The 18301-nt window shown below is 72.8% G+C and carries 17 protein-coding genes and 2 tRNA genes; 7 read left to right on the top strand and 12 right to left on the bottom strand.

Annotated features, from left to right (window positions below; all coding sequences use genetic code 11):
• Positions 1–42: 42 nt before the first annotated feature.
• Positions 43–1713 carry an AMP-binding protein gene (locus tag ACZ7DE_RS35420; protein WP_470768512.1) on the top strand — a complete coding sequence of 557 codons (1671 nt, stop codon included), beginning with the start codon at positions 43–45 and terminating at the stop codon, positions 1711–1713.
• On the opposite strand, the gene ACZ7DE_RS35415 is transcribed toward ACZ7DE_RS35420, so the two are convergent.
• From ACZ7DE_RS35415 to ehuB, 6 genes are all read right to left on the bottom strand, one after another.
• Positions 1679–1752 (bottom strand) — tRNA-Lys (locus ACZ7DE_RS35415). The two genes, ACZ7DE_RS35420 and ACZ7DE_RS35415, sit on opposite strands and share 35 nt — an antisense overlap.
• Before the next feature lie 100 nt (positions 1753–1852).
• Entirely contained in the window at positions 1853–2611 is a 759-nt protein-coding gene (locus ACZ7DE_RS35410) for an IclR family transcriptional regulator (RefSeq protein WP_470768511.1), read from the bottom strand.
• Positions 2612–3464: 853 nt separating this feature from the next.
• A complete protein-coding gene (gene ehuA, locus ACZ7DE_RS35405) occupies positions 3465–4289 on the bottom strand; it encodes an ectoine/hydroxyectoine ABC transporter ATP-binding protein EhuA (RefSeq protein ID WP_470768510.1) in 825 nt (274 codons plus the stop codon).
• Positions 4279–4926 (bottom strand): ectoine/hydroxyectoine ABC transporter permease subunit EhuD, encoded by a 648-nt coding sequence (gene ehuD / locus ACZ7DE_RS35400; protein ID WP_470768509.1) that lies wholly within the window; start codon positions 4924–4926, stop codon positions 4279–4281. The genes ehuA and ehuD overlap by 11 nt, the downstream gene beginning before the upstream one ends.
• Positions 4923–5663, bottom strand: coding sequence for an ectoine/hydroxyectoine ABC transporter permease subunit EhuC (ehuC, locus tag ACZ7DE_RS35395; protein WP_470768508.1), 741 nt, complete (start codon positions 5661–5663; stop codon positions 4923–4925). Before ehuC ends, ehuD begins: the two co-directional genes overlap by 4 nt.
• The gene (ehuB, locus tag ACZ7DE_RS35390; RefSeq protein ID WP_470768507.1) at positions 5663–6589 is read right to left on the bottom strand and encodes an ectoine/hydroxyectoine ABC transporter substrate-binding protein EhuB; all 927 of its coding nucleotides are present in this window, start codon (positions 6587–6589) and stop codon (positions 5663–5665) included. Before ehuB ends, ehuC begins: the two co-directional genes overlap by 1 nt.
• A gap of 97 nt (positions 6590–6686) precedes the next feature.
• On the opposite strand from ehuB, the gene ACZ7DE_RS35385 reads away from it, so the two are divergent.
• Both ACZ7DE_RS35385 and ACZ7DE_RS35380 read left to right on the top strand, forming a co-directional pair.
• On the top strand, positions 6687–7199 hold the full coding sequence (locus ACZ7DE_RS35385) for a DUF3830 family protein (protein WP_470768506.1): 513 nt from the start codon (positions 6687–6689) through the stop codon (positions 7197–7199).
• Positions 7200–7333: 134 nt separating this feature from the next.
• Positions 7334–7864 carry a cupin domain-containing protein gene (locus tag ACZ7DE_RS35380; protein ID WP_470768505.1) on the top strand — a complete coding sequence of 177 codons (531 nt, stop codon included), beginning with the start codon at positions 7334–7336 and terminating at the stop codon, positions 7862–7864.
• On the opposite strand, the gene ACZ7DE_RS35375 is transcribed toward ACZ7DE_RS35380, so the two are convergent.
• A complete protein-coding gene (locus ACZ7DE_RS35375) occupies positions 7810–9216 on the bottom strand; it encodes an amidase (protein WP_470768504.1) in 1407 nt (468 codons plus the stop codon). The genes ACZ7DE_RS35380 and ACZ7DE_RS35375 overlap by 55 nt on opposite strands.
• Positions 9217–9239: 23 nt before the next feature.
• A complete protein-coding gene (locus ACZ7DE_RS35370; protein WP_470768503.1) occupies positions 9240–10202 on the bottom strand; it encodes a D-2-hydroxyacid dehydrogenase in 963 nt (320 codons plus the stop codon).
• A gap of 172 nt (positions 10203–10374) precedes the next feature.
• Between ACZ7DE_RS35370 and ACZ7DE_RS35365 the strand changes: the two genes are divergently transcribed.
• The 3 genes from ACZ7DE_RS35365 (at position 10375) to ACZ7DE_RS35355 (ending at position 13249) form a co-directional block, all read left to right on the top strand.
• On the top strand, positions 10375–11259 hold the full coding sequence (locus ACZ7DE_RS35365; RefSeq protein ID WP_470768502.1) for a maleate cis-trans isomerase family protein: 885 nt from the start codon (positions 10375–10377) through the stop codon (positions 11257–11259).
• Entirely contained in the window at positions 11256–11987 is a 732-nt protein-coding gene (locus ACZ7DE_RS35360) for a maleate cis-trans isomerase family protein (RefSeq protein ID WP_470768501.1), read from the top strand. Before ACZ7DE_RS35365 ends, ACZ7DE_RS35360 begins: the two co-directional genes overlap by 4 nt.
• Positions 11988–12175: 188 nt before the next feature.
• Entirely contained in the window at positions 12176–13249 is a 1074-nt protein-coding gene (locus tag ACZ7DE_RS35355) for an LLM class flavin-dependent oxidoreductase (protein ID WP_470768651.1), read from the top strand.
• On the opposite strand, the gene ACZ7DE_RS35350 is transcribed toward ACZ7DE_RS35355, so the two are convergent.
• Positions 13228–15099: a putative bifunctional diguanylate cyclase/phosphodiesterase gene (locus ACZ7DE_RS35350; RefSeq protein ID WP_470768500.1), complete on the bottom strand. Its 1872-nt coding sequence runs from the start codon at positions 15097–15099 to the stop codon at positions 13228–13230. The two genes, ACZ7DE_RS35355 and ACZ7DE_RS35350, sit on opposite strands and share 22 nt — an antisense overlap.
• Positions 15100–15424: 325 nt before the next feature.
• Between ACZ7DE_RS35350 and ACZ7DE_RS35345 the strand changes: the two genes are divergently transcribed.
• Complete coding sequence (locus tag ACZ7DE_RS35345) at positions 15425–16705, top strand: M6 family metalloprotease domain-containing protein (RefSeq protein ID WP_470768650.1); 1281 nt, start codon at positions 15425–15427, stop codon at positions 16703–16705.
• A gap of 85 nt (positions 16706–16790) precedes the next feature.
• Here ACZ7DE_RS35345 and ACZ7DE_RS35340 read toward each other — a convergent pair.
• From ACZ7DE_RS35340 to ACZ7DE_RS35330, 3 genes are all read right to left on the bottom strand, one after another.
• Positions 16791–16864 (bottom strand) — tRNA-Lys (locus tag ACZ7DE_RS35340).
• Entirely contained in the window at positions 16855–17442 is a 588-nt protein-coding gene (locus tag ACZ7DE_RS35335) for a bifunctional DNA primase/polymerase (protein ID WP_470768499.1), read from the bottom strand. Before ACZ7DE_RS35335 ends, ACZ7DE_RS35340 begins: the two co-directional genes overlap by 10 nt.
• A gap of 386 nt (positions 17443–17828) precedes the next feature.
• Positions 17829–18197 (bottom strand): hypothetical protein, encoded by a 369-nt coding sequence (locus ACZ7DE_RS35330; RefSeq protein WP_470768498.1) that lies wholly within the window; start codon positions 18195–18197, stop codon positions 17829–17831.
• Positions 18198–18301: the final 104 nt, after the last annotated feature.

Below are 18301 nucleotides of genomic sequence, written 5' to 3'. Positions count from 1 at the left end.
GCCTCTCCACATCTGACGGCACGTCAACTACCGTGCGCGTCCATGGAGTCCACCAGGGGTACCGTCGCCGAACTCGTAGCGGCCCGGTGGGGCGACCACCGGCCGGGACTGTGGTGGGCGGACACCGTCCTCACCCACCACGAGGCCGCCGCCGGCGCCGCGGCCCGCGCGGCGCTGCTGGCCGACCTGCTGCCGCCGGGCGGACCGCCGCACCTCGGGGTGCTGCTGGACAACACCCCGGAGTTCCCGCTCTGGCTGTCGGCCGCCGCCCTCGCCGGGGCCGCCGTCGCCGGGATCAATCCCACCCGCCGCGGACCCGAGCTGGCCCGGGACGTCCTGCACACCGAATGCCGGCTGCTGATCACCGAGCACACCCACCTGCCCTTCCTCCGGGGTCTCGACCTGCCCGGAGTCCGTCTGCTGGTCACCGGCACGCCCGAGTACGACGACCTGCTCGCCCCGTACGCGGACGCCCGGCCCGACCCCTCCCGCGCCGCCCCCGCCGACCGGTTCCTGCTGTACTTCACCTCCGGCTCGGCCGGCGCCCCGAAGGCCGCGATCTGCACCCAGGGCCGGCTGACCGCCGCCGGACGGTCCCTGGCCGGGCAGTTCCGCGTCGGCCCGGACGACGTGCACTACGTCTGCATGCCGATGTTCCACGGCAACGCGGTGATCGCCGACTGGGCGCCCGCGCTGGCGGCCGGCGCCGGCGTCGCGCTGCGCCGTCGCTTCTCGGCCTCGGGGTTCCTGGCGGACGTGCGGCGCTACCGGGCCACGTACTTCACCTATGTGGGCCGGGCGATCCAGTACGTCCTGGCCACCGAGCCGCGTCCCGACGACCGGGAGCACGTCCTGCGGCTGGGCTTCGGCACGGAGGCGGGCGCGGTGGACGCGGCGGCCTTCGAGCGGCGGTTCGGCGTCCGGCTGGTGGAGGGCTACGGCTCGTCGGAGGGCGGGGCGGCGGTGCAGTGGTCGCCGGGGACGCCGGCGGGGGCCGTGGGACGGGCGGGGCCCGGACTCGTCGTTCTCGACCCGCGGACGCGCGCCGAGTGTCCGCCGGCCGTGTTCGACGCGGCCGGCCGGCTGCTCAACGGCGACGAGGCGATCGGGGAACTGGTCAACCGGGGGCCGAACCCCTTCGAGGGCTACTGGCGCAACCCGGCGGCGGAGGCGGAGCGGCGCCGCGCGGACGGCGAGTACTGGACCGGCGACCTCTTCTGCCGTGACGGCGACGGCTTCCTCTACTTCGCCGGCCGCACCGACGACCGGCTCCGGGTCGACGGCGAGAACCTGGCCGCAGCGATGATCGAGAACATCCTCGCCCGTTACGAGGGGGCGGCCGCCGTAGCCGTCTACGCGGTGCCGGACCCGGTGACCGGGGACCAGGTGATGGCGGCGCTGGCCGGGACCTTCGATCCGCTCGGCTTCGCCGACTTCCTGCTCGCCCAGCCCGACCTGGGGACGAAGATGGCGCCCCGGTTCGTGCGGGTGGTCGAGCGGATGCCCGTCACCGCCACGAACAAGATCCACCGGGCGCTGCTGCGGAGGGAGGGCGTGCGGTGCGCCGATCCGGTGTGGTGGCGGCCACCGGGGGAGGCGGGCTACCGGAGGCTGTCGGAACAGGAGGCGGCGGGGCAAGCGGAAGGGCCCCTCGTGTGCACGAGAGGCCCTTCGTCTGTGCGCCGCCAGGGACTCGAACCCCGGACCCGCTGATTAAGAGTCAGCTGCTCTAACCAACTGAGCTAGCGGCGCATGACTCTCGCCCTCCGCCTTCGGCGGCCTGCGACGAAGAAAATAATACCTGGTCCCCGAGGGTGCTTCGGACCACCCGACGGCACCCCCGGGACGGCGCTCAGATCGCGAGGGACAGCAGCACGGGCGCCGCGTTCCTGTTCAGGGTCTCGGCGGCCTGCCGGAGCCGGTGGGCGTGGGCTATGGGCAGGGACAGGGCCAGGCAGCCGGCCGTGGAGCCGGCGGTGATCGGGACGGCCGCGCAGACCGTGCCGATCGCGTACTCCTGGAGGTCGAGCACCGGGACCGTGGGCGGCTGCGCCTCCAGACGGGAGAGCAGCAGTTTGTCGCTGGTGATGGTGCGCGAGGTGAGCCGGGCCATCTTGTGCCGGGAGAGGTGGTCGCGCCGGCCGTTGTGGTCGAGCTGGCCCAGCAGGCTCTTGCCGAGCGCGGTGGCGTGCGCCGAGGAGCGGAAGTCGAACCACTCGTTGACGGACGGCGTGGCCGGGCCGTCGGCGTACTGGGTGATCGTGACCTCGCCGTCGACGTACCGGCTGATGTAGACCGCGGCGCCGACGGAGTCGCGGAGCCGGTCGAGGGTGTGCTGGAGTTTGTCGCGCAGGGCCTGCTCGTGGTGGTGCGCGGAGCCCAGGCGGGCCAGGGCGTCCCCGGTGACGTAGGCCCCGTCGGCGATCTGCTCGATGTAGCCCTCGCGGCGCAGCATGCGCAGGAGCGTGGTCAGTCGCTCTGCGGGAAGGCCGCTTTCGCGGGCGAGTTCGGCGTCGGTGACACCGGTGGAGTGCCGTGCCATCGTGTCCAGGACGCGTAGCGCCTCCTGGGCCGAGTGGTACGGCGCGGTCGGCTCGTGCTTCAGCGCCACGGTTCCCCCTGCGCCAGCTGTGTCTGGCTGCGCTTGCTGTAGTGGGCCGCAATCCGGTCAGTGAACCGCTTCCACCATAACGGGCAACAGGCCTGTGGGGAGGGGGTCGAGGGGATTGCACCCCCCTCAGCAGCGCGATCGTTCCGAAGGCATATGCCGGTGGCGGATCCGGGCCTCGCAGCCGAGACCCGGACCGGGCGCGCCGGGCACGGCCGAACCGGCCGCCACGGCTCGTGGCACCCGAACGCGGGCCCGACCGCGGTGCGCGGCGCCCCCCGGCGGTGGTGGGCGACGAGGGTGGGCCGAGGTGCGCGGCGGCCTCGGCCGCGTTGGGTGTCGGCGGCGGGCGCGGTGCGCGACGACCCGGGCGGTGGTGGGCGTCGAGGGTGGCCGAGGTGCGCGGCGGCCTCGGCCGCGTTGGGTGTCGGCGGCGGGCGCGGTGCGCGGCGCCCCCGGGCGGTGGTGGGCGTCGAGGGTGGGCGCGGTGTGCGGCGGCCTCGGCCGCGTTGGGTGTCGGCGGCGGGCGCGGTGCGCGACGACCCGGGCGGTGGTGGGCGTCGAGGGTGGGCGCGGTGTGCGGCGGCCTCGGCCGCGTTGGGTGTCGGCGGCGGGCGCGGTGCGCGGCGGGGCCGGCCGGGGTGCGCGGCCACGGCGGGCGCGGGGCGCGACGACCCCGGCCGTGATGGGCGACGAGGGTGGGCGCGGTGTGCGGCGCCCGCGGCCGCGTTGGGTGTCGGCGGGCGGGCGCGGGGCGCGACGACCCCGGCCGTGATGGGCGTCGACGGCGGCCGCGGTGGGCGATGGCCCCGGACGCCGTACCCGTCGACGGTGGCCGAGGGACGCCGCCCCGAGCTCACAGCACGGCGCTGAGGAACTCCCGGGTCCGCTCCTGCTCCGGGTCGCTGAAGATCTTCTCCGGCGGGCCCGACTCGATGACGCGGCCCGCGTCGAACATCAGGACCTGGTCCGAGATGTCCCGGGCGAAGCTCATCTCGTGGGTCACGCAGAGCATCGTGATGTCGGTGGTGCGGGCGATGTCCCGCAGCACGTCCAGGACGCCGACCACCAGCTCCGGGTCCAGCGCGGAGGTCACCTCGTCCAGCAGCAGGACCTGCGGCCGCATCGCCAGCGCCCGGGCGATCGCCACCCGCTGCTGCTGGCCGCCGGACAACTGGGTGGGGTACTTGTCGATGTGCTCGCTCAGGCCCACCAGTTCGAGCAGCTCGCGGGCGCGCTGCTCGGCCTCGTCCTTGGACAGGCCGAGGACGGTCACCGGAGCCTCGGTGATGTTGCGCAGCACCTTCATGTTCGGGAAGAGGTTGAACTGCTGGAAGACCATCCCGATGTTCTTGCGGACCTCGCGGACGTGCTTCTCGCCGGCCCGGACGAGCTTGCCGCCCCGCTCCTCGTGGGTCAGGTAGTCGCCGCCCACCCTGATCGTGCCCTCGTCGGGCGTGGCCAGGGTCATCAGCAGCCGCAGGATCGTCGTCTTGCCGGATCCGGACGGGCCGATCAGCGTGACGTGCTTGCCCGAGTCGACGGAGAAGTCGAGCCGGTCGAGGACGGTGTTGTCACCGAAGCGCTTGGTGACCTGGTCGAAGCGGATCAGTTCGCTGCCGTCCACCGGCGGATTGGCGAGGGCGTCGGTGGTCTGTGCGGGATTGGTGTCAGCGGACAAGGCGTCGCTCCAGGACTCGGATCAGGAGGGAGGCGGGGTAGGCGATGACGATGAAGGCCACGCCCACGACGGTGAGCGCCTCGGTGGTGAAGGTCTCGTTGCTGAAGGTCTGGGCCTCGCCGAGCATGTCGAAGGCGCCGATGGTCGCGATCATCGGGGAGTCCTTGAGCATGGCGATGACGTAGTTGCCCAGCGGCGGGACGACGCGGCGGATCGCCTGCGGCAGGATCACCACCCGCCAGGTGCGGCCCTTGGACAGGCTCAGCGCGGTGGCCGCCTCCCACTGGCCGGCCGGGACGCCGTCGATGCCCGCGCGGTAGACCTCCGCGGTGTAGGTGGAGTAGTGCAGCCCGAGGCCGACGATGCCGGTGGTCAGAGGCGACATCGACGGGCCGAAGTTCGGCACCACGTAGAAGAGGAAGAAGAGCTGCACCAGCAGCGGTGTGTTGCGGATGAACTCGGTCACGGCGACGACCGGCCAGCGCACCCAGGCCCGCGCCGACCGCTGGGCCAGCGCCCACACCAGGCCCAGCGCGAAGGCGATCAGCGTGCCGATGGCCAGGGCCTGCAGGGTGACGAGCACGCCGTCCCAGAACCGCGGCATGAAGTCGTCCACGACGTTCCAGTCCCAGTTCATCCCGTACCTCCCGCGGACTGCGTGCCGGCCCGCAGGCTCTCGCCGCGGGCGCCGGGCTTCCTGCCGATGCCGCCGGACTTCTGCGGCCGCTGCCCGATCCCGGCCTTCGCCCTGCGCTCCAGCAGCCGCATACCGCGGGTGATGAGGAAGGCGAGGACGAAGTAGAGGACCAGCAGCAGGGTGTAGACCGGGGTGGTCTCGTTGGTGCCGAGCCGCACCAGATTCCCGGCGAAGGTCATGTCGGCCACGGTGATGACCGAGACCAGGGCGGTGCCCTTCAGCAGCTCGATCAGCAGGTTGTTGAACGGCGGCACCATCTCGGGCCAGGCCTGGGGCAGTTCGATCAGCCGCAGCCGCTGCAGGCGGGTGAAGTTGAGCGCGACGCCCGCTTCCTTCTGCGCCGCGGGAACGGCCGCCAGGGAACCGCGGACGATCTCCGAGCCGTAGGCGCCGTAGGTCAGGCCCAGCGCGCTGACGCCGGCCCACATGGGCACCAGCTGCCAGCCGAAGAGGGGTAGCGCGAAGAACATCCAGAACATCAGCACCAGCGCCGACATCCCGCGGAAGACCTCGAAGTAGACGCCGGCGAGGAAGCGGACGATCCAGTACTGCGAGCCCCGGGCGAGGCCGATGCCGAACGAGATGGCGGCGCCGAGCGCCGCGGCGTACACGGTCACCTGGACGGTGACCCAGATGCCCGGAAGGAACCAGGTGGTGAAGAACTGTGAACTCATCATCAGCCGCACAGCTCCTTCGCCGTGAGGTCCGTCATGTCGGTCTTGGTGAAACCGAAGGGGCCGACGATCTCGAGGAGTTCCCTGTAGTCGTTCTGCTTGAGCTTCAGCAGTTCCCTGTTGAACGCGTCGCGGAAGTTCTTCTCGGACTGACGGAAGGCGAATCCGCCCGCGCCGTAGGCGGGCTTGCCGTCGACCACGGGCTGGAACGGCTCGGTCGCCGACACACGCCCCGAACCCTCCACCGCCGACCTGACCGTGATGCGGGTGCCCGCGAAGGCGTCCACCCGGCCCTGGGCCACCGCGTCGAGGCCGGCCACCTGGTCCGGCAGGACCAGGACGTCGCCGATGCCCGCGGCCTTGGCGTAGTCGATCTGCGCGTACGCCTTGCCGGAGGCGAGCCTGAGGCCCTTCTTCTTGACGTCCTCGTACGTCTTGATGCCGTGCGGATTGCCCTTCTTGACGATGAAGGAGTCCAGCATCAGGTAGTCCGGGTCGGCGAACAGCACCTGTTCGCAGCGGATCGGATTGATGTACATCCCGGCGGACACCACGTCGAACTGCCGGGCCTTCAGCCCGGGTATGAGGGCGCCGAAGTCCACCGGCACCGGCGTGACGTCGTCGATGCCGAGCCTCTTGAAGATCACCTTCGCGATCGCGGGCGCCTCTCCGGTGGCCTGTCCGTCGTCCCCGACGTATCCGAAGGGCGGCTCGCTGGCGATGCCGATCTTCACGGATCCCTGACGCCGCAAGGTGTCCAGGAGGCTTCCTCCCAGCACCTTTCCGCCGTCCGGGACACGGCTGCAGCCGACCGCCCCGAGACTTCCCGCCACGCCCAGCGACACCGCTCCCGCGAGCAGGGAGCGGCGGCTTGGGTCGCGGTGGGATCTGTTGTCGGTTCCTGATCGGTTTGCGTGTGGTCGAGCCATGGGCGCGCGGCTACCCGACTTCATGCGAGTCATGCGGATCGCTTTCGGCCCCGCTCGCCGCCGAGGTCCCCTTGACCGCGGGGGGACCATGGAACGCATGGCCGACCGATACATCGAAGTCTCGCTGGTCAAGCGCGGAATCACCGCCACGGCAAAGCTGCTCGACGAGCGTGCGCCGATCACCTGCGCGGCCGTCTGGGATTCCCTTCCGCTCGCCGGGGACGTCTATCACGCCAAATATGCCAGAAACGAGATCTACGCCCTTTTCCCGCCCTTCGCGGCATCGGAACCACCACTGGAGAACCCGACCGTCACCCCCATACCGGGCGATCTCTGCTATTTCTCCTTCGCCGGAACCGAGTTGGGCACCCGGGCCTACGGCTACGACCGCGACGTCCGGCCCGGCACGACGGTCGTCGACCTGGCCCTGTTCTACGAGCGCAACAACCTGCTCCTCAACGGCGACGTCGGCTGGGTCCCCGGCATCGTCTGGGGGCGGATCGTGGAGGGGCTGGAGGAGATGGCGGACGCCTGCAACGACCTGTGGCGAACGGGCGCGGCGGGCGAGACGCTCGGCTTCCGGCGCAGGGGCTCCGGTCCAAAGCGGTGAACGGCGGCCGGAATTGACCCATGAAGACGGCCCTCGAATGAACCCTTCGAGGGGTCTTTCGAACGCCTAGGTTCGGTGGTGTGCCGGTCCGGCGGTCTCCGCCGCGGACCACCGACCGACCTATGGGAGTCCTCATGAGCAGCAGCCCCCTTCTCGTCCGCGCAGACCGGTCCGAGACCCTGCAGGACGGCGCCCTCAGCCGGATCACCCTGCTCGCCGACGCGGGCGCCACCGGCGGGGCCCTCACCGCCAACAGGGCCTCCTTCGCCAAGGGTTCGCCCGGCGCGCCCGCCCACTTCCACACCCGGGCTACCGAGGTGTTCCACGTCCTCGACGGCACCATGCGCTTCCTGGTCGGCGACGAGCTGCACACCCTGGGCCGGGGCGACTTCCTGACCGTCCCGCCGACCGTCCCGCACGCCTTCGCGCCGGCCCCCGGCAGCACCGCCGAACTGCTCGTCCTCTTCACGCCCGGCCTGCACCGCTTCGACTACTACCGGCTGCTGGAGCGGGTGTACCGCGGTGAGGCGGACGTCGAGGAGATCCGCGCGAGCTCCGAGCACTTCGACAACCACTACGTCGACAGCCCGCTCTGGCGGCAGGCGCTGCGTCAGACGGCCCCGGACGAGGACGTCATGGCCGGGGCCGTCCCGGACAGCGCCTGAGCCGCCCGCAGCACCAGGGCGTCCGCGTGCCGGGCGGCCACGATCTGCAGGCCCACCGGCAGCCCGTCCCCGTCCGTGCCCACCGGGACGGTCACGGCGGGCTGCTGGGTGAGGTTGAACGGGTAGGTGAAGGGGGTCCAGCCGGTCCAGCGCCGGTGGCCGGAGCCCTTCGGCGTCTCCGCCCCCGCCTCGAACGCCGTGATCGGCAGGGTCGGGGTGACGAGGAGGTCGTGGACGTCGTGGAAGCGGCCCATGCGGCGGCCGAGTTCCATGCGGACGTCCACCGCGGCCAGATAGTCGAGGGCGGTGAAGCGCGAGCCCCGGGCGCTGATCTCGCGCAGCCCCGGGTCGAGCGACTCCCGCTGGTCCGGTCGCAGATGCTGGGTCACCCGGGCCGCCCCCGCGAACCACAGGGTGTGGAAGGCGTCCACCGGGTCGCTGAAGTCCGGGTCGGCCTCCTCGACGTACGCGCCGAGCCCGGCCAGCCGCTCCACGGCCCGCCGCACCGCCGACGCGACGTCCGCCCGTACCGCGACCTGCCCGCCCAGCGAGGGCGAGTACGCCACCCGCAGCCCGCGCACCCCCGCGTCGAGACCCGCCGTGAACGACCCGGGCGCCGGCCCCGACGCCGACCAGTCCCGCGAGTCCGGCGCGCCGATCACGTCCAGCAGCAGCGCCGCGTCCGCCGCGTCCCGGGTCATCGGGCCCACGTGCGCGAGCGTCCCGAAGGCGCTCGCCGGATACAGCGGCACCCGGCCGTACGTCGGTTTCAGGGCGAGGATCCCGCAGAACGCGGCCGGGATGCGCAGGCTGCCCCCGCCGTCCGTGCCGAGCGACAGCGGGCCCGCGCCGAGCGCCACGGCGGCCGCGCTCCCGCCGCTGGAGCCGCCCGCCGTGCGGGAGGGATCGTGCGGGTTGCGGGTGACGCCGGACAGCGGGGAGTCCGTCACGCCCTTCCAGCCGAACTCGGGGGTCGTCGTCTTGCCCAGGAAGACCGCTCCCGCCTCGCGCAGCCGGGCGACGGAGGGGGCGTCCTCGTCCCAAGAGCCTTCGGGGTCGATCGACTTGGAGCCCTTCAGCGTCGGATGGCCCTTCAGCAGCAGGATGTCCTTGACCGTCACCGGCACCCCGTCCAACGGCCCCGCCGGCGACCCGCGCCGCCATCGCTCCTCAGAGGCCCGTGCCTGCGCGAGCGCCTCGTCGGCGAGGATCCGCACGAACGCGTTCACCACGGGCTGGATCGACTCGGCCCGGTCCAGTGCCGCGCGGGTCGCCTCCACGGGGCTGAATGCGCCCTTGCGGTAGCCGTCGAGGAGTTGTACCGCGGTGAGTCGCGCGAGGTCGTCGGTCATGCACCCTCCCAGGGGCGGGGACGTCAGTGTCCGGGCACGTATCCGCGCTGTTTGTCGACCACGTTCCGCAGTGGTCGGCCCGCCGCCCACCGCTCGAACAACTCCACGAACTGCTCGCCGAGTTCGTCGCGCCAGCCGACCGTGTCGCCGCTCATGTGGGGCGAGATCAGCAGGCCCGGGACGTGCCACAGCGGGCTGTCGGGGGCCAGGGGCTCGGCGGTGAGGACGTCCACGGCGGCGCCCGCGATCCAGCGCCGTTCCAGCGCCCGCACCAGCGCCTCCTCGACGACCAGCTGGCCGCGGCCGACGTTCACGAACCGGGCGGAGGGCTGCATCACGCCGAACCGCCGGGTGTCGAACATGCCGTGCGTCTGCTCGGTGAGCGGGGCGGCCGCGATCACCCAGTCGGCGCGGGCGAGGAGCCGGTCCAGGTCCTGGGGGCCGTGGATGCCGGTGCGCGGGACCCGGCCGACGACCGCGGCGGTCATGCCGAGCGCCTTCAGCGTGCGGGCGATCGCCCGCCCGATCGGCCCGGACCCGACGACCACGGCCCGGCTCCCGGCGACCCGGCGGCTCTCCCGGTGCAGCCACTCGCCGCGCCGCTGGAGCTCCCAGGTGCGCGGCAGGTCCTTGGCCATCGCCAGGACCAGGGCGGCGACGTACTCGGCGATCGGCTCGTCGAAGATCCCGCGCGCGTTCGTCACCACGGTGTCCGACGCGGCCAGCTCCGGGCACATCAGATGGTCCACCCCGGCGCTCGCGGTGTGCACCCAGCGGGGCCGTGGTCCCTCGCCCGGCCAGGCGGCGCGCACCGCGTGCGAGGTGAAGTCCCACACCAGCAGCACGTCCGCGGACGGCAGCAGCTCGGCGAGCGAGGTCTCGTCGGCGTGCACCACCCGGGCCCGACCGGTGAGCCGCCCCAGACGGGGGAGGGGATCGGCGTCGAGGACGACAAGCGTGGGGAGAGCCGCGGGGACGACGGTCATCCGGTGCCCCCTCCCGTCCGTGACCAAGTGCCTGACGTGCGCGGATTGACCACGTTCGCACCCGAACCTACCGTCGTCAACACGACGGTCTGCGCGGTCCGTTGCCCGTCGGCTCCTCCCTGGCTCCTCTCCGGCTCCTCCCTGGCCCTTCTCCGTGAGGCGGGTGCCCGCGATGGACATCACCTTTCTCGGCGGTCCCCGAGCCCAGCGCGGCCTCGGCGTCGTCGCCCCCTTCGACTTCGCGCTCGACCGGGAGCTGTGGCGCTGGACGCCGGACGGCGTCTCGCTCCATCTGACCCGTACGCCGTACGTCCCCGTCGAGGTCAGCCTGGACCTCGCCCGGCGGGTGAGCGAGCACGAGACCCTCGGGAACGCCGTGCGCACGCTGATCGCCGTCGCCCCCGAGGCCGTCGCCTACGCCTGCGCCTCGGGCAGCTTCGTCGCCGGTCCGGCGGGGGAGCGGGCGATGTGCGAGGCCATGACGAGGGCCGGTGCGATGCCGTCCGTGACCACGTCGGGCGCCCTGGTCGAGGCGCTGGCGGAGCTGGGCGCCCGCCGGGTGGCCCTGGTGACGCCCTACACCGAGTCGGTGACGCGGGCGCTGGAGGAGTTCGTGGCCGAGGCGGGCGGCACGGTCGTCGGACGCGCCTTCATGGGCCTGACCCGGCACATCTGGCGGGTGCCGTACCGGGCCGTGGTGGAGATGGCCCGACAGGCCGTGCCTCGGCCCGGCTCCGCCGACGCGCTCTTCCTCTCCTGCACCAACCTTCCGACCTACGACGTCATCCCCCAACTGGAGGCCGAACTACGCATACCGGTCATCTCGGCCAACCAGGTGACCATGTGGGCGGCGTTGCGCCGACTGGGTACCCGGGCGGTGGGACCGTATCAAGCGCTGTTGTGGGGGCGCCCCCCACGCCGTTCGGGAAGTGGGGGAGTCTCGGCGCGGGTGTGGCCCACCGAACTGCCGGACACCCGTGTGCTGCGGGAACTCCCCGTACCGCCGGAACCCCCGGTACTGCCGGAAGAAGAGCAGCAGCAGGAAGGCTGGACATGACCGCACTCGGTTTCCTCTACCCGGGCCACTCGGCCGAGGACGACTACCCCCGCATCGAGCAGCTGCTGGGCAGCGACATCCGGGTGGACCTCGTCCACACGGACATAGGAGAGGACGCGCACCGGGTCGACGCGCTACGGCAGATGGGCGCGCCGGAGCGGCTGGCGAAGGGCGTCGAGCAGTTGCGGCTCGCCGGCGCCGAGGCGGTCGTGTGGGCCTGTACCAGCGGCGGGTTCGTGCACGGCTGGGAAGGCGCCCAGGAGCAGGTGCGCACCCTGGCCGCGACCGCCGGGATGCCGGCCTCCTCCACCTCCTTCGCCTTCGTCCACGCGGCCCGTGAGGTCGGGGCCGCGCGGGTTGCCGTCGCCGCGACCTATCCGGACGACGTGGCCGGGCTCTTCGCCGGCTTCCTGCGGACGGGCGGGTTGGAGGTGACCGGGGTGCGCAGCGCCGGGATCGTCACCGCGGCCGAGGTCGGCTCCTGGGGCGAGACGGAGGTCCTGGCCCTCGCGCGCGCGGCCGACTCGCCCGACGCGCAGGCGGTCCTGCTGCCCGACACCGCCCTGCACACGGCCGCGTGCCTGCCCGCGCTGGAGGAGGAGCTCGGCAAGCCGGTCCTGACCGCCAACCAGGTCACGGTCTGGGAGGCGCTGCGGCTCACGGACCGCCGTGTGAACGCGCCGGGGCTCGGCACGCTGTTCGTCCGGGAGCCGATCGTGCAGGTCTGACCGGCCGGCGCCCGGGAATAAGCGGGGACACCCTCCTGTTAGTGCGGCGAGGACGGACACACGGCCGAAAACAGGAGGACCCCGTGGCGCCAGACGAGACGGCGGCAGACCGGACGGCGAACGACGCCACGGCGACCGATGCGGCGGCGGACGACGTCACGGCCGGCGCGGCGACGGCGGCGGACGGGATCCGAGGGGTGGCCCGGGGCAGCGCCCCGACCCCCCTGTCCGTGCTGGACCTGGTCACCGTCGGCTCCGGCCGCACCGCCACCGACGCCCTGCGCACCAGCGTCGACCTCGCGCGGTTCACCGAGTCGCGCGGCTTCCACCGGTACTGGGTCGCCGAGCACCACTCGATGCCGGGCGTCGCCTCCTCCTCGCCCGCGGTGATCCTCGCCCACCTCGCCGCCCACACCGACCGCATCCGGCTCGGCTCGGGCGGCGTCATGCTGCCCAACCACGCGCCGCTGGTCATCGCCGAGCAGTTCGGCACCCTGGAGGCGCTGGCCCCGCACCGCGTCGACCTCGGCCTCGGCCGCGCCCCGGGCACCGACGGCGCGACGGCGGCCGCCCTGCGCCGCACCGACCGCCTGAACGAGGGCGCCGACGACTTCCCCGAGCAGCTCGCCGAGCTCACCCGCTTCCTGGACGACGACTTCCCCGACGGCCACCCCTACCGGCGGATCCACGCCATCCCCGGCCCGGTCCAGGGCACGTCCCCCGGCGGAGTGCAGTCCGCGCACCGGCCGCCGATCTGGCTTCTCGGCTCCTCCGGCTTCAGCGCCCGGCTGGCCGGACTGCTCGGTCTGCCCTTCGCGTTCGCCCACCACTTCTCCGCGCAGAACACCGTCCCGGCCCTCGACCTGTACCGGGCGTCCTTCCGCCCGTCCGAGGCGCTCGCCGAGCCCTACGCGCTGATCGGCGTGTCCGTGCTCGCCGCCGACGACGAGCGTGAAGCCCGCCGTCAGGTGCTGGCCACCGGCGTCAACATGGTCCGGCTGCGCAGCGGCCACCCCGGTCTGTTCCCCTCCCCCGAGGAGGCGGAGGCGTACCGGTTCAGCCCGCTGGAGCGGGAGTTCGTCGACTCCTGGACCGCGAACATCATCCACGGCGCCGCGGACGAGGTCCGCGCCGGCCTCGACGACCTGCACAAGCGCACCGGCGCCGACGAGCTGATGCTCACCAGCCACGCCCACCGCGGCGAACTGCGCCTGCGTTCCTACGAACTGGTCGCGGACGCCTACGGGTTGCCCACGGCGTAGGACTCGGTACCGGACTCCGTTCCGGAGGCCGTCTCGGACCCGGTCCGCAGCAGCTCGGAGATGCGGTCCGGCGACACCGGACGGGAGTACAGCCACCCCTGCCCGGTGTCGCAGCCGATGCTGCGCAGCCGGGTCGCCTGCGCGGAGGTCTCCACGCACTCGGCGGTCACGGTGAGTCCCAGCCGGTGCGCCAGGTCGATCATCGCCTCCACGACGACCTGGTCGGCCGGGTTCGGCGGGGCGCCCGCACCCTCGTACTGGAAGCCCCGTACGAAGGACCCGTCCAGCTTGAGCACCGACACCGGCAGCCGGCTCAGATAGGCGAGGTTGGAGTAGCCGGTGCCGAAGTCGTCGATGGCGATCCCCACGCCCATCTCGCTCAGCGCCTGCAGTGCCTGCAACGGCCGTCCCGCCGAGCCCATCACCGCGGACTCGGTCAGCTCCAGCTGGAGCAGGTGCGGCGCGAGCCCGGTCTCGGCGAGGATCTCCGCCACGTCCGCCACCAGGTCGGAGTCCCACACCTGACGGACCGCCACGTTGACGCTCACGAACAGCGGCGGCTCGTCCGGGTTGTCCAGCTGCCACTGCCGGGCCTGCCGGCACGCGGTGGCCAGAACCCATCGCCCGAGCGGGACGATCGAGCCGTCCTCCTCGGCCAGCGCGACGAACCGATTCGGCGGCAGCAGCCCGAACCGGGGGTGGTCCCAGCGCACCAGCGCCTCCACCCCGCGCAGCCGGCCGTCCGACATGCCGACCAGCGGCTGGTAGTCGAGGCGGAACTCGCCGCGCTCGATGGCGGGACGCAGCGTGGAGGCCAGGGCCTGCCGGGTCATCAGATGCGCGTTGCGCTCCGGGTCGAACAGCGTCCAGCGGCCCTTGCCGTCCACCTTCGCCCAGTACAGGGTCGTGTCGGCGGCCTGCATCAGACCCGTCGCGGTGGTGCCCGCCGCGTGCCGCTCCACGACGCCGATCGACGCGGAGACGTTCAGCCGGTGTCCGGCCAGGTCGAAGGGGACCTGCAGTGCCTTCAGCACGGACTCGGCCAGGTCGGCGAGCTGGTCGGTGCCCGTGGAGTCCTCGACCAGCAGGGCGAACTCGTCGCCGCCCAGGCGGGCCACCAGCGGCACGCTCGGCCGGGTCTGCCCCGCCTCGGCGGCGCACTCCGTCAGCCGCTGTGCGACGGCGGCCAGCAGCCGGTCGCCCACGCGGTGACCGAGGGTGTCGTTGACGGCCTTGAAGCCGTCCAGGTCCAGGTAGCACAGGCCGATCCGGCCGGTCCCGCTCTCCTCGTAGGCCTCCGCCTCCAACGCGGCCGACACCCGCTCGAAGAAGAGGGTGCGGTTGGCCAGCCGGGTCACCGGATCGTGCATCTGCAGATGGCGAAGTCTGGCCTGCAGGTCACGCTGCGCGCTGACGTCCGCGACGGACAGCAGCACGCCGGGCGGTCCCGCGTCGAGCGGGCAGACCGTCACCTGAGCCCACAGCGAGCGCCCGTCGGGCTGCTTGAGCCGCCGGGTGCAGCGCAGTTTCGCCCGCCGGCCGCTCAGCACCTCGCGGTAGGCGTGCCAGGTCCGGGCGTCGGAGGCCAAGTCCAGCAGGTCGGAGGCGACGCGCCCGACCAGCCCCGCGCCGCCGTGGCCGAGCAGCGCGCCGAGCGCGTCGTTGGCGTCGACGATCCGACCCTCGCGGCCGACGACGGCCATGGCGAGGGGAGCCGCCGTGAACACGGAACGGTAGGCCGCCGGCTGATAGGCCGCAGGACCGCCTTCCGTACTGTCGATGTCACTCTCTGTGACGGCTGACCGGTCGAGGTCTGCCGCAGGCGTCGGCCCTTCGGACGTTCCGCTCACCGCTCGCTCCCGCAGTGCACTCGATCTCTGTCCGTGCAGGAAAGTCTGCCGATCATAGAGGCTGCCCCCGGACCCGCGCAGCCACTGCCCAGTGTCCCGGAACAACCCGCTCTTCTGACAGATCGTTTCTGCCCGCACCTGGCCCCGTTCTGAGGGTGGACGACCGCTTGTGACGTTCCGTGAGAATTCCGGGGGTGTCGGGGTGATGCCCGCTTTCCGCCGTCTCACTCGTCTGGGGCAGGCAAACAGGGCGTAGTACGACAAATTCACACAGGCTGGATGGCGGTGTCCCGTGAACCGCCCCCCGGAGGTCTCTGTGCCGCGACTGCCGCGACCCGTGCGACTGTTCCCGCGCCCCCGACTGCGCAGTACCGGGGCCTTGTTCACCACCTTGTCGGCGCTCGCCGCCACCTCCCTGATCGGCGGCCCCTCGGTCGCCGAACCCTTCTCCCCCGCCCCCTGCACCCTGGCCCGCACCGCCGCCCACCACTCGGAGGGCCTGGACACCTGGAACGCGGCGTACCCCCGCCCGAGTCGCTCGCTCGACGCGGTCATGGTCTTCCTGTCCTTCCCCGACCGGGCCCCCCTGACCTCCCCGGCCGAGCTGGCGGCCGACCACTTCCCGGCCACCAGCCGCTTCTTCCGGCAGGCGTCCTACGGCAGGTTCACCCTGCGCCCGCATCCGCTGACACGCTGGATCCGCATGCCGAAGCCGTCCACCGCGTACGCCATACGGCGCGACTGGAGCCCGGCGGGCCGCGCCGCCTACCTGCACGACGCGCTGGCCGCGGCCGATCCCCACGTCGACTTCTCCCGCTACGACCTCGTCTACTTCGTGGCCGACCCGGACGCGCCCGGCGTCGACTCGGACGCGACGAAGGTCGTCAACCTGGAAGCCCCGCTGCACGCCGACGGCACGGACATCCGCCGGGTCGTCACCGTCTTCGAGAAGCATCCCCCGGACCGGCTCGTCCTGGCCCACGAGACCGGCCATGTCTTCGACCTGCCCGACCTCTACCACCGCCCCGTCGACGGCAAGGGCGACTGGGACACCTATGTCGGCGACTGGGACCTGATGGGCAGCCAGTTCGGTCTCGCACCCGACCTGTTCGCCTGGCACAAGTGGAAGCTGGGCTGGCTCGAGGAGCGTCAGGTGGTGTGCGTGCCGGGCCCCGGGCCGACCCGGCTGACGCTGGAACCGCTGGCCGCCGGACCCGGCGTGGCGGTCGCCCGCCCGTCCGGGGCGCCGGCCTTCGGACTCGGCGGCGGCGTCAAGCTCGCGGTGGTGCGCACCGGCCCCGACAGCGTGCTCGCCTTCGAGGCGCGCGGCCCGCTCGGCAACGACCGCGGGGCCTGCCGCGCCGGGATCCTCGTCTACCGCGTCAGCAGCGGCGCCCGCTCCGGCCGCGGGCCTGTGGAGGTGCTCGACGCCCACCCGGGCACCGAGGCCTGCTGGGAGAACTCCGTCTACCCGCCCCTCGCGGACGCGCCGGTCGGCCCCGGCGAGAGCTTCACGGTCCCCGGGAACGGCGTTCGCGTCGACGTGGAGGGGCGCACGGTCTCGGGGGAGTGGACGGTGAAGATCACGCCGGGCGTGCATCTCTGAGCCGGCGGTCGCACCGAGCGGCGCCCGGGCGGTTAGACGGACATGCGAAAGGCCCCTCGCTGCTGCGAGGGGCCTCTGCTGTCGGTGCGCCGCCAGGGACTCGAACCCCGGACCCGCTGATTAAGAGTCAGCTGCTCTAACCAACTGAGCTAGCGGCGCCTGCTGACGTCGTAGACCTTAGCATCCTGGTCGGGGGGAGGAGAAATCGATATGCGCACGGCCGAGCGGGCCGCCCGGACGGCCGCCCACAGCAGGATTTCGGGCCCCGGCAGCCAGGGGTGACGGGTGTCCGGGGCCACCACCCAGCGAGTGGTGCACCCGGTGCCGGACGGTGTGAGCGCGGGCACGGTCACCGCGTCGCCGGTGCCGTGGCACAGTAGCGGCGGCACGGTCGCGGTGCGGCCGTCACGGCGGCCTTCGGCGCTCCACTCCTCCCACTCCAGCAGTGAGGGCAGCCGCTGGGCGGTGCCCGGCGCGGCGAACAGCAGCGTCCGTCCGCGGAACGCGGCGACCGGTCCGGAGCCCGGCCCCTCGCCCCACAGGCGGTCGAGCATCAGCCGGCCGAACATCGCCGGCGCGCTCACGACGTCGAACACCGAGCCGCACGGCAGCACCACCGGGGCGTGCGGTCGCTCCTCCCAGAGGGCGAGCGTGCTGCGCGGATACGTTCCGGCGGAGGCCAGCCAGGCGGCGCCGTCCGGGGTGACACCGAGGGGTTCGTCGTATGCGCTGCTCATGCGCCCAGGTCTACCCGGGGTGAGCGTCCCATTTCACAGGGTTGCGGGAAACCGGGACGCAATGACCGCAGAGGGGGTATCTTGCCCGCCCGGCATATGCCATCCGGCGCGTGCCGGACGCACTGCCGACGCCCGGCAACTCCCGTCCTGCACTTCAGCAATCCGGCGGCCCGGCCCGCGACGGCCAGAGCGGGGGCAGGGGTGGCCCGGACGGCGTGTCCCCCCGGACGGGGCGGGCTCGGACGGTGCGTCCCCCGGACAGGGGGCGGCTCCGGACGGGGTCGGGCTCGGGATCGGGCTCGGGCGGTGCCGGCCGGTGCGGGGGGTCGGGCGTGCCGGCGGGCGCGGGGGGCGGGCGTGCCGGCGGGCGCGGGGGGCAGGGTGGCTCAGACGGGGTCGGCGTGCCCTCGTCCCTCGGAGTCCCCTCGCAGCAGATCGCGGCCGAACTCGACCATCTTCTTCGTGTAGTCCTCGGTCCACTCGGCCCGCTCGGCGATGTCCGCCGCCGTCAGCCGGTCGAATCGGCGCGGGTCGGCGAGCTGCGCCGCCGCCATGGCCTGGAACTCCACCGCCCGGTCGGCCGCCGCCCGGAACGCGAGCGTCAGCTCCGTCGCCCGCGCCAGCAGCGCCCCCGGATCGTCTATCGACTCCAGGTCGAAGAAGTGCTCCGGATCACCGGCCGCCTCGGCGGGCTCGAAGAGCAGGGGCGCGGGGCGTAGCCGCGGTTCGTTCCGACGCGGCGTGGGCTCCGCCATGTCTCGGCCTCCTCGTACGGTTCGGATGACACCACAGGTGGACGGCACCGGTGGAGTGGACCACCTTCCATTGTCCCCCGGCGACGCAAGAGCCATTCGGCCCG

Source organism: Streptomyces sp. NPDC037083 (assembly GCF_055606485.1).
This window is presented reverse-complemented; position numbering and strand designations above follow the sequence as displayed.

Excerpts from the sequence above, each read along its gene's own strand:
- ACZ7DE_RS35420 (WP_470768512.1), top strand. The coding sequence starts at position 43 with ATGGAGTCCACCAGGGGTACCGTCGCCGAACTCGTAGCGGCCCGGTGG.
- ehuD (WP_470768509.1), bottom strand. The coding sequence starts at position 4,926 with ATGAACTGGGACTGGAACGTCGTGGACGACTTCATGCCGCGGTTCTGG.
- ehuC (WP_470768508.1), bottom strand. The coding sequence starts at position 5,663 with ATGATGAGTTCACAGTTCTTCACCACCTGGTTCCTTCCGGGCATCTGG.
- ehuB (WP_470768507.1), bottom strand. The coding sequence starts at position 6,589 with ATGGCTCGACCACACGCAAACCGATCAGGAACCGACAACAGATCCCAC.
- ACZ7DE_RS35385 (WP_470768506.1), top strand. The coding sequence starts at position 6,687 with ATGGCCGACCGATACATCGAAGTCTCGCTGGTCAAGCGCGGAATCACC.
- ACZ7DE_RS35380 (WP_470768505.1), top strand. The coding sequence starts at position 7,334 with ATGAGCAGCAGCCCCCTTCTCGTCCGCGCAGACCGGTCCGAGACCCTG.
- ACZ7DE_RS35375 (WP_470768504.1), bottom strand. The coding sequence starts at position 9,216 with ATGACCGACGACCTCGCGCGACTCACCGCGGTACAACTCCTCGACGGC.
- ACZ7DE_RS35370 (WP_470768503.1), bottom strand. The coding sequence starts at position 10,202 with ATGACCGTCGTCCCCGCGGCTCTCCCCACGCTTGTCGTCCTCGACGCC.
- ACZ7DE_RS35365 (WP_470768502.1), top strand. The coding sequence starts at position 10,375 with ATGGACATCACCTTTCTCGGCGGTCCCCGAGCCCAGCGCGGCCTCGGC.
- ACZ7DE_RS35360 (WP_470768501.1), top strand. The coding sequence starts at position 11,256 with ATGACCGCACTCGGTTTCCTCTACCCGGGCCACTCGGCCGAGGACGAC.
- ACZ7DE_RS35335 (WP_470768499.1), bottom strand. The coding sequence starts at position 17,442 with ATGAGCAGCGCATACGACGAACCCCTCGGTGTCACCCCGGACGGCGCC.
- ACZ7DE_RS35330 (WP_470768498.1), bottom strand. The coding sequence starts at position 18,197 with ATGGCGGAGCCCACGCCGCGTCGGAACGAACCGCGGCTACGCCCCGCG.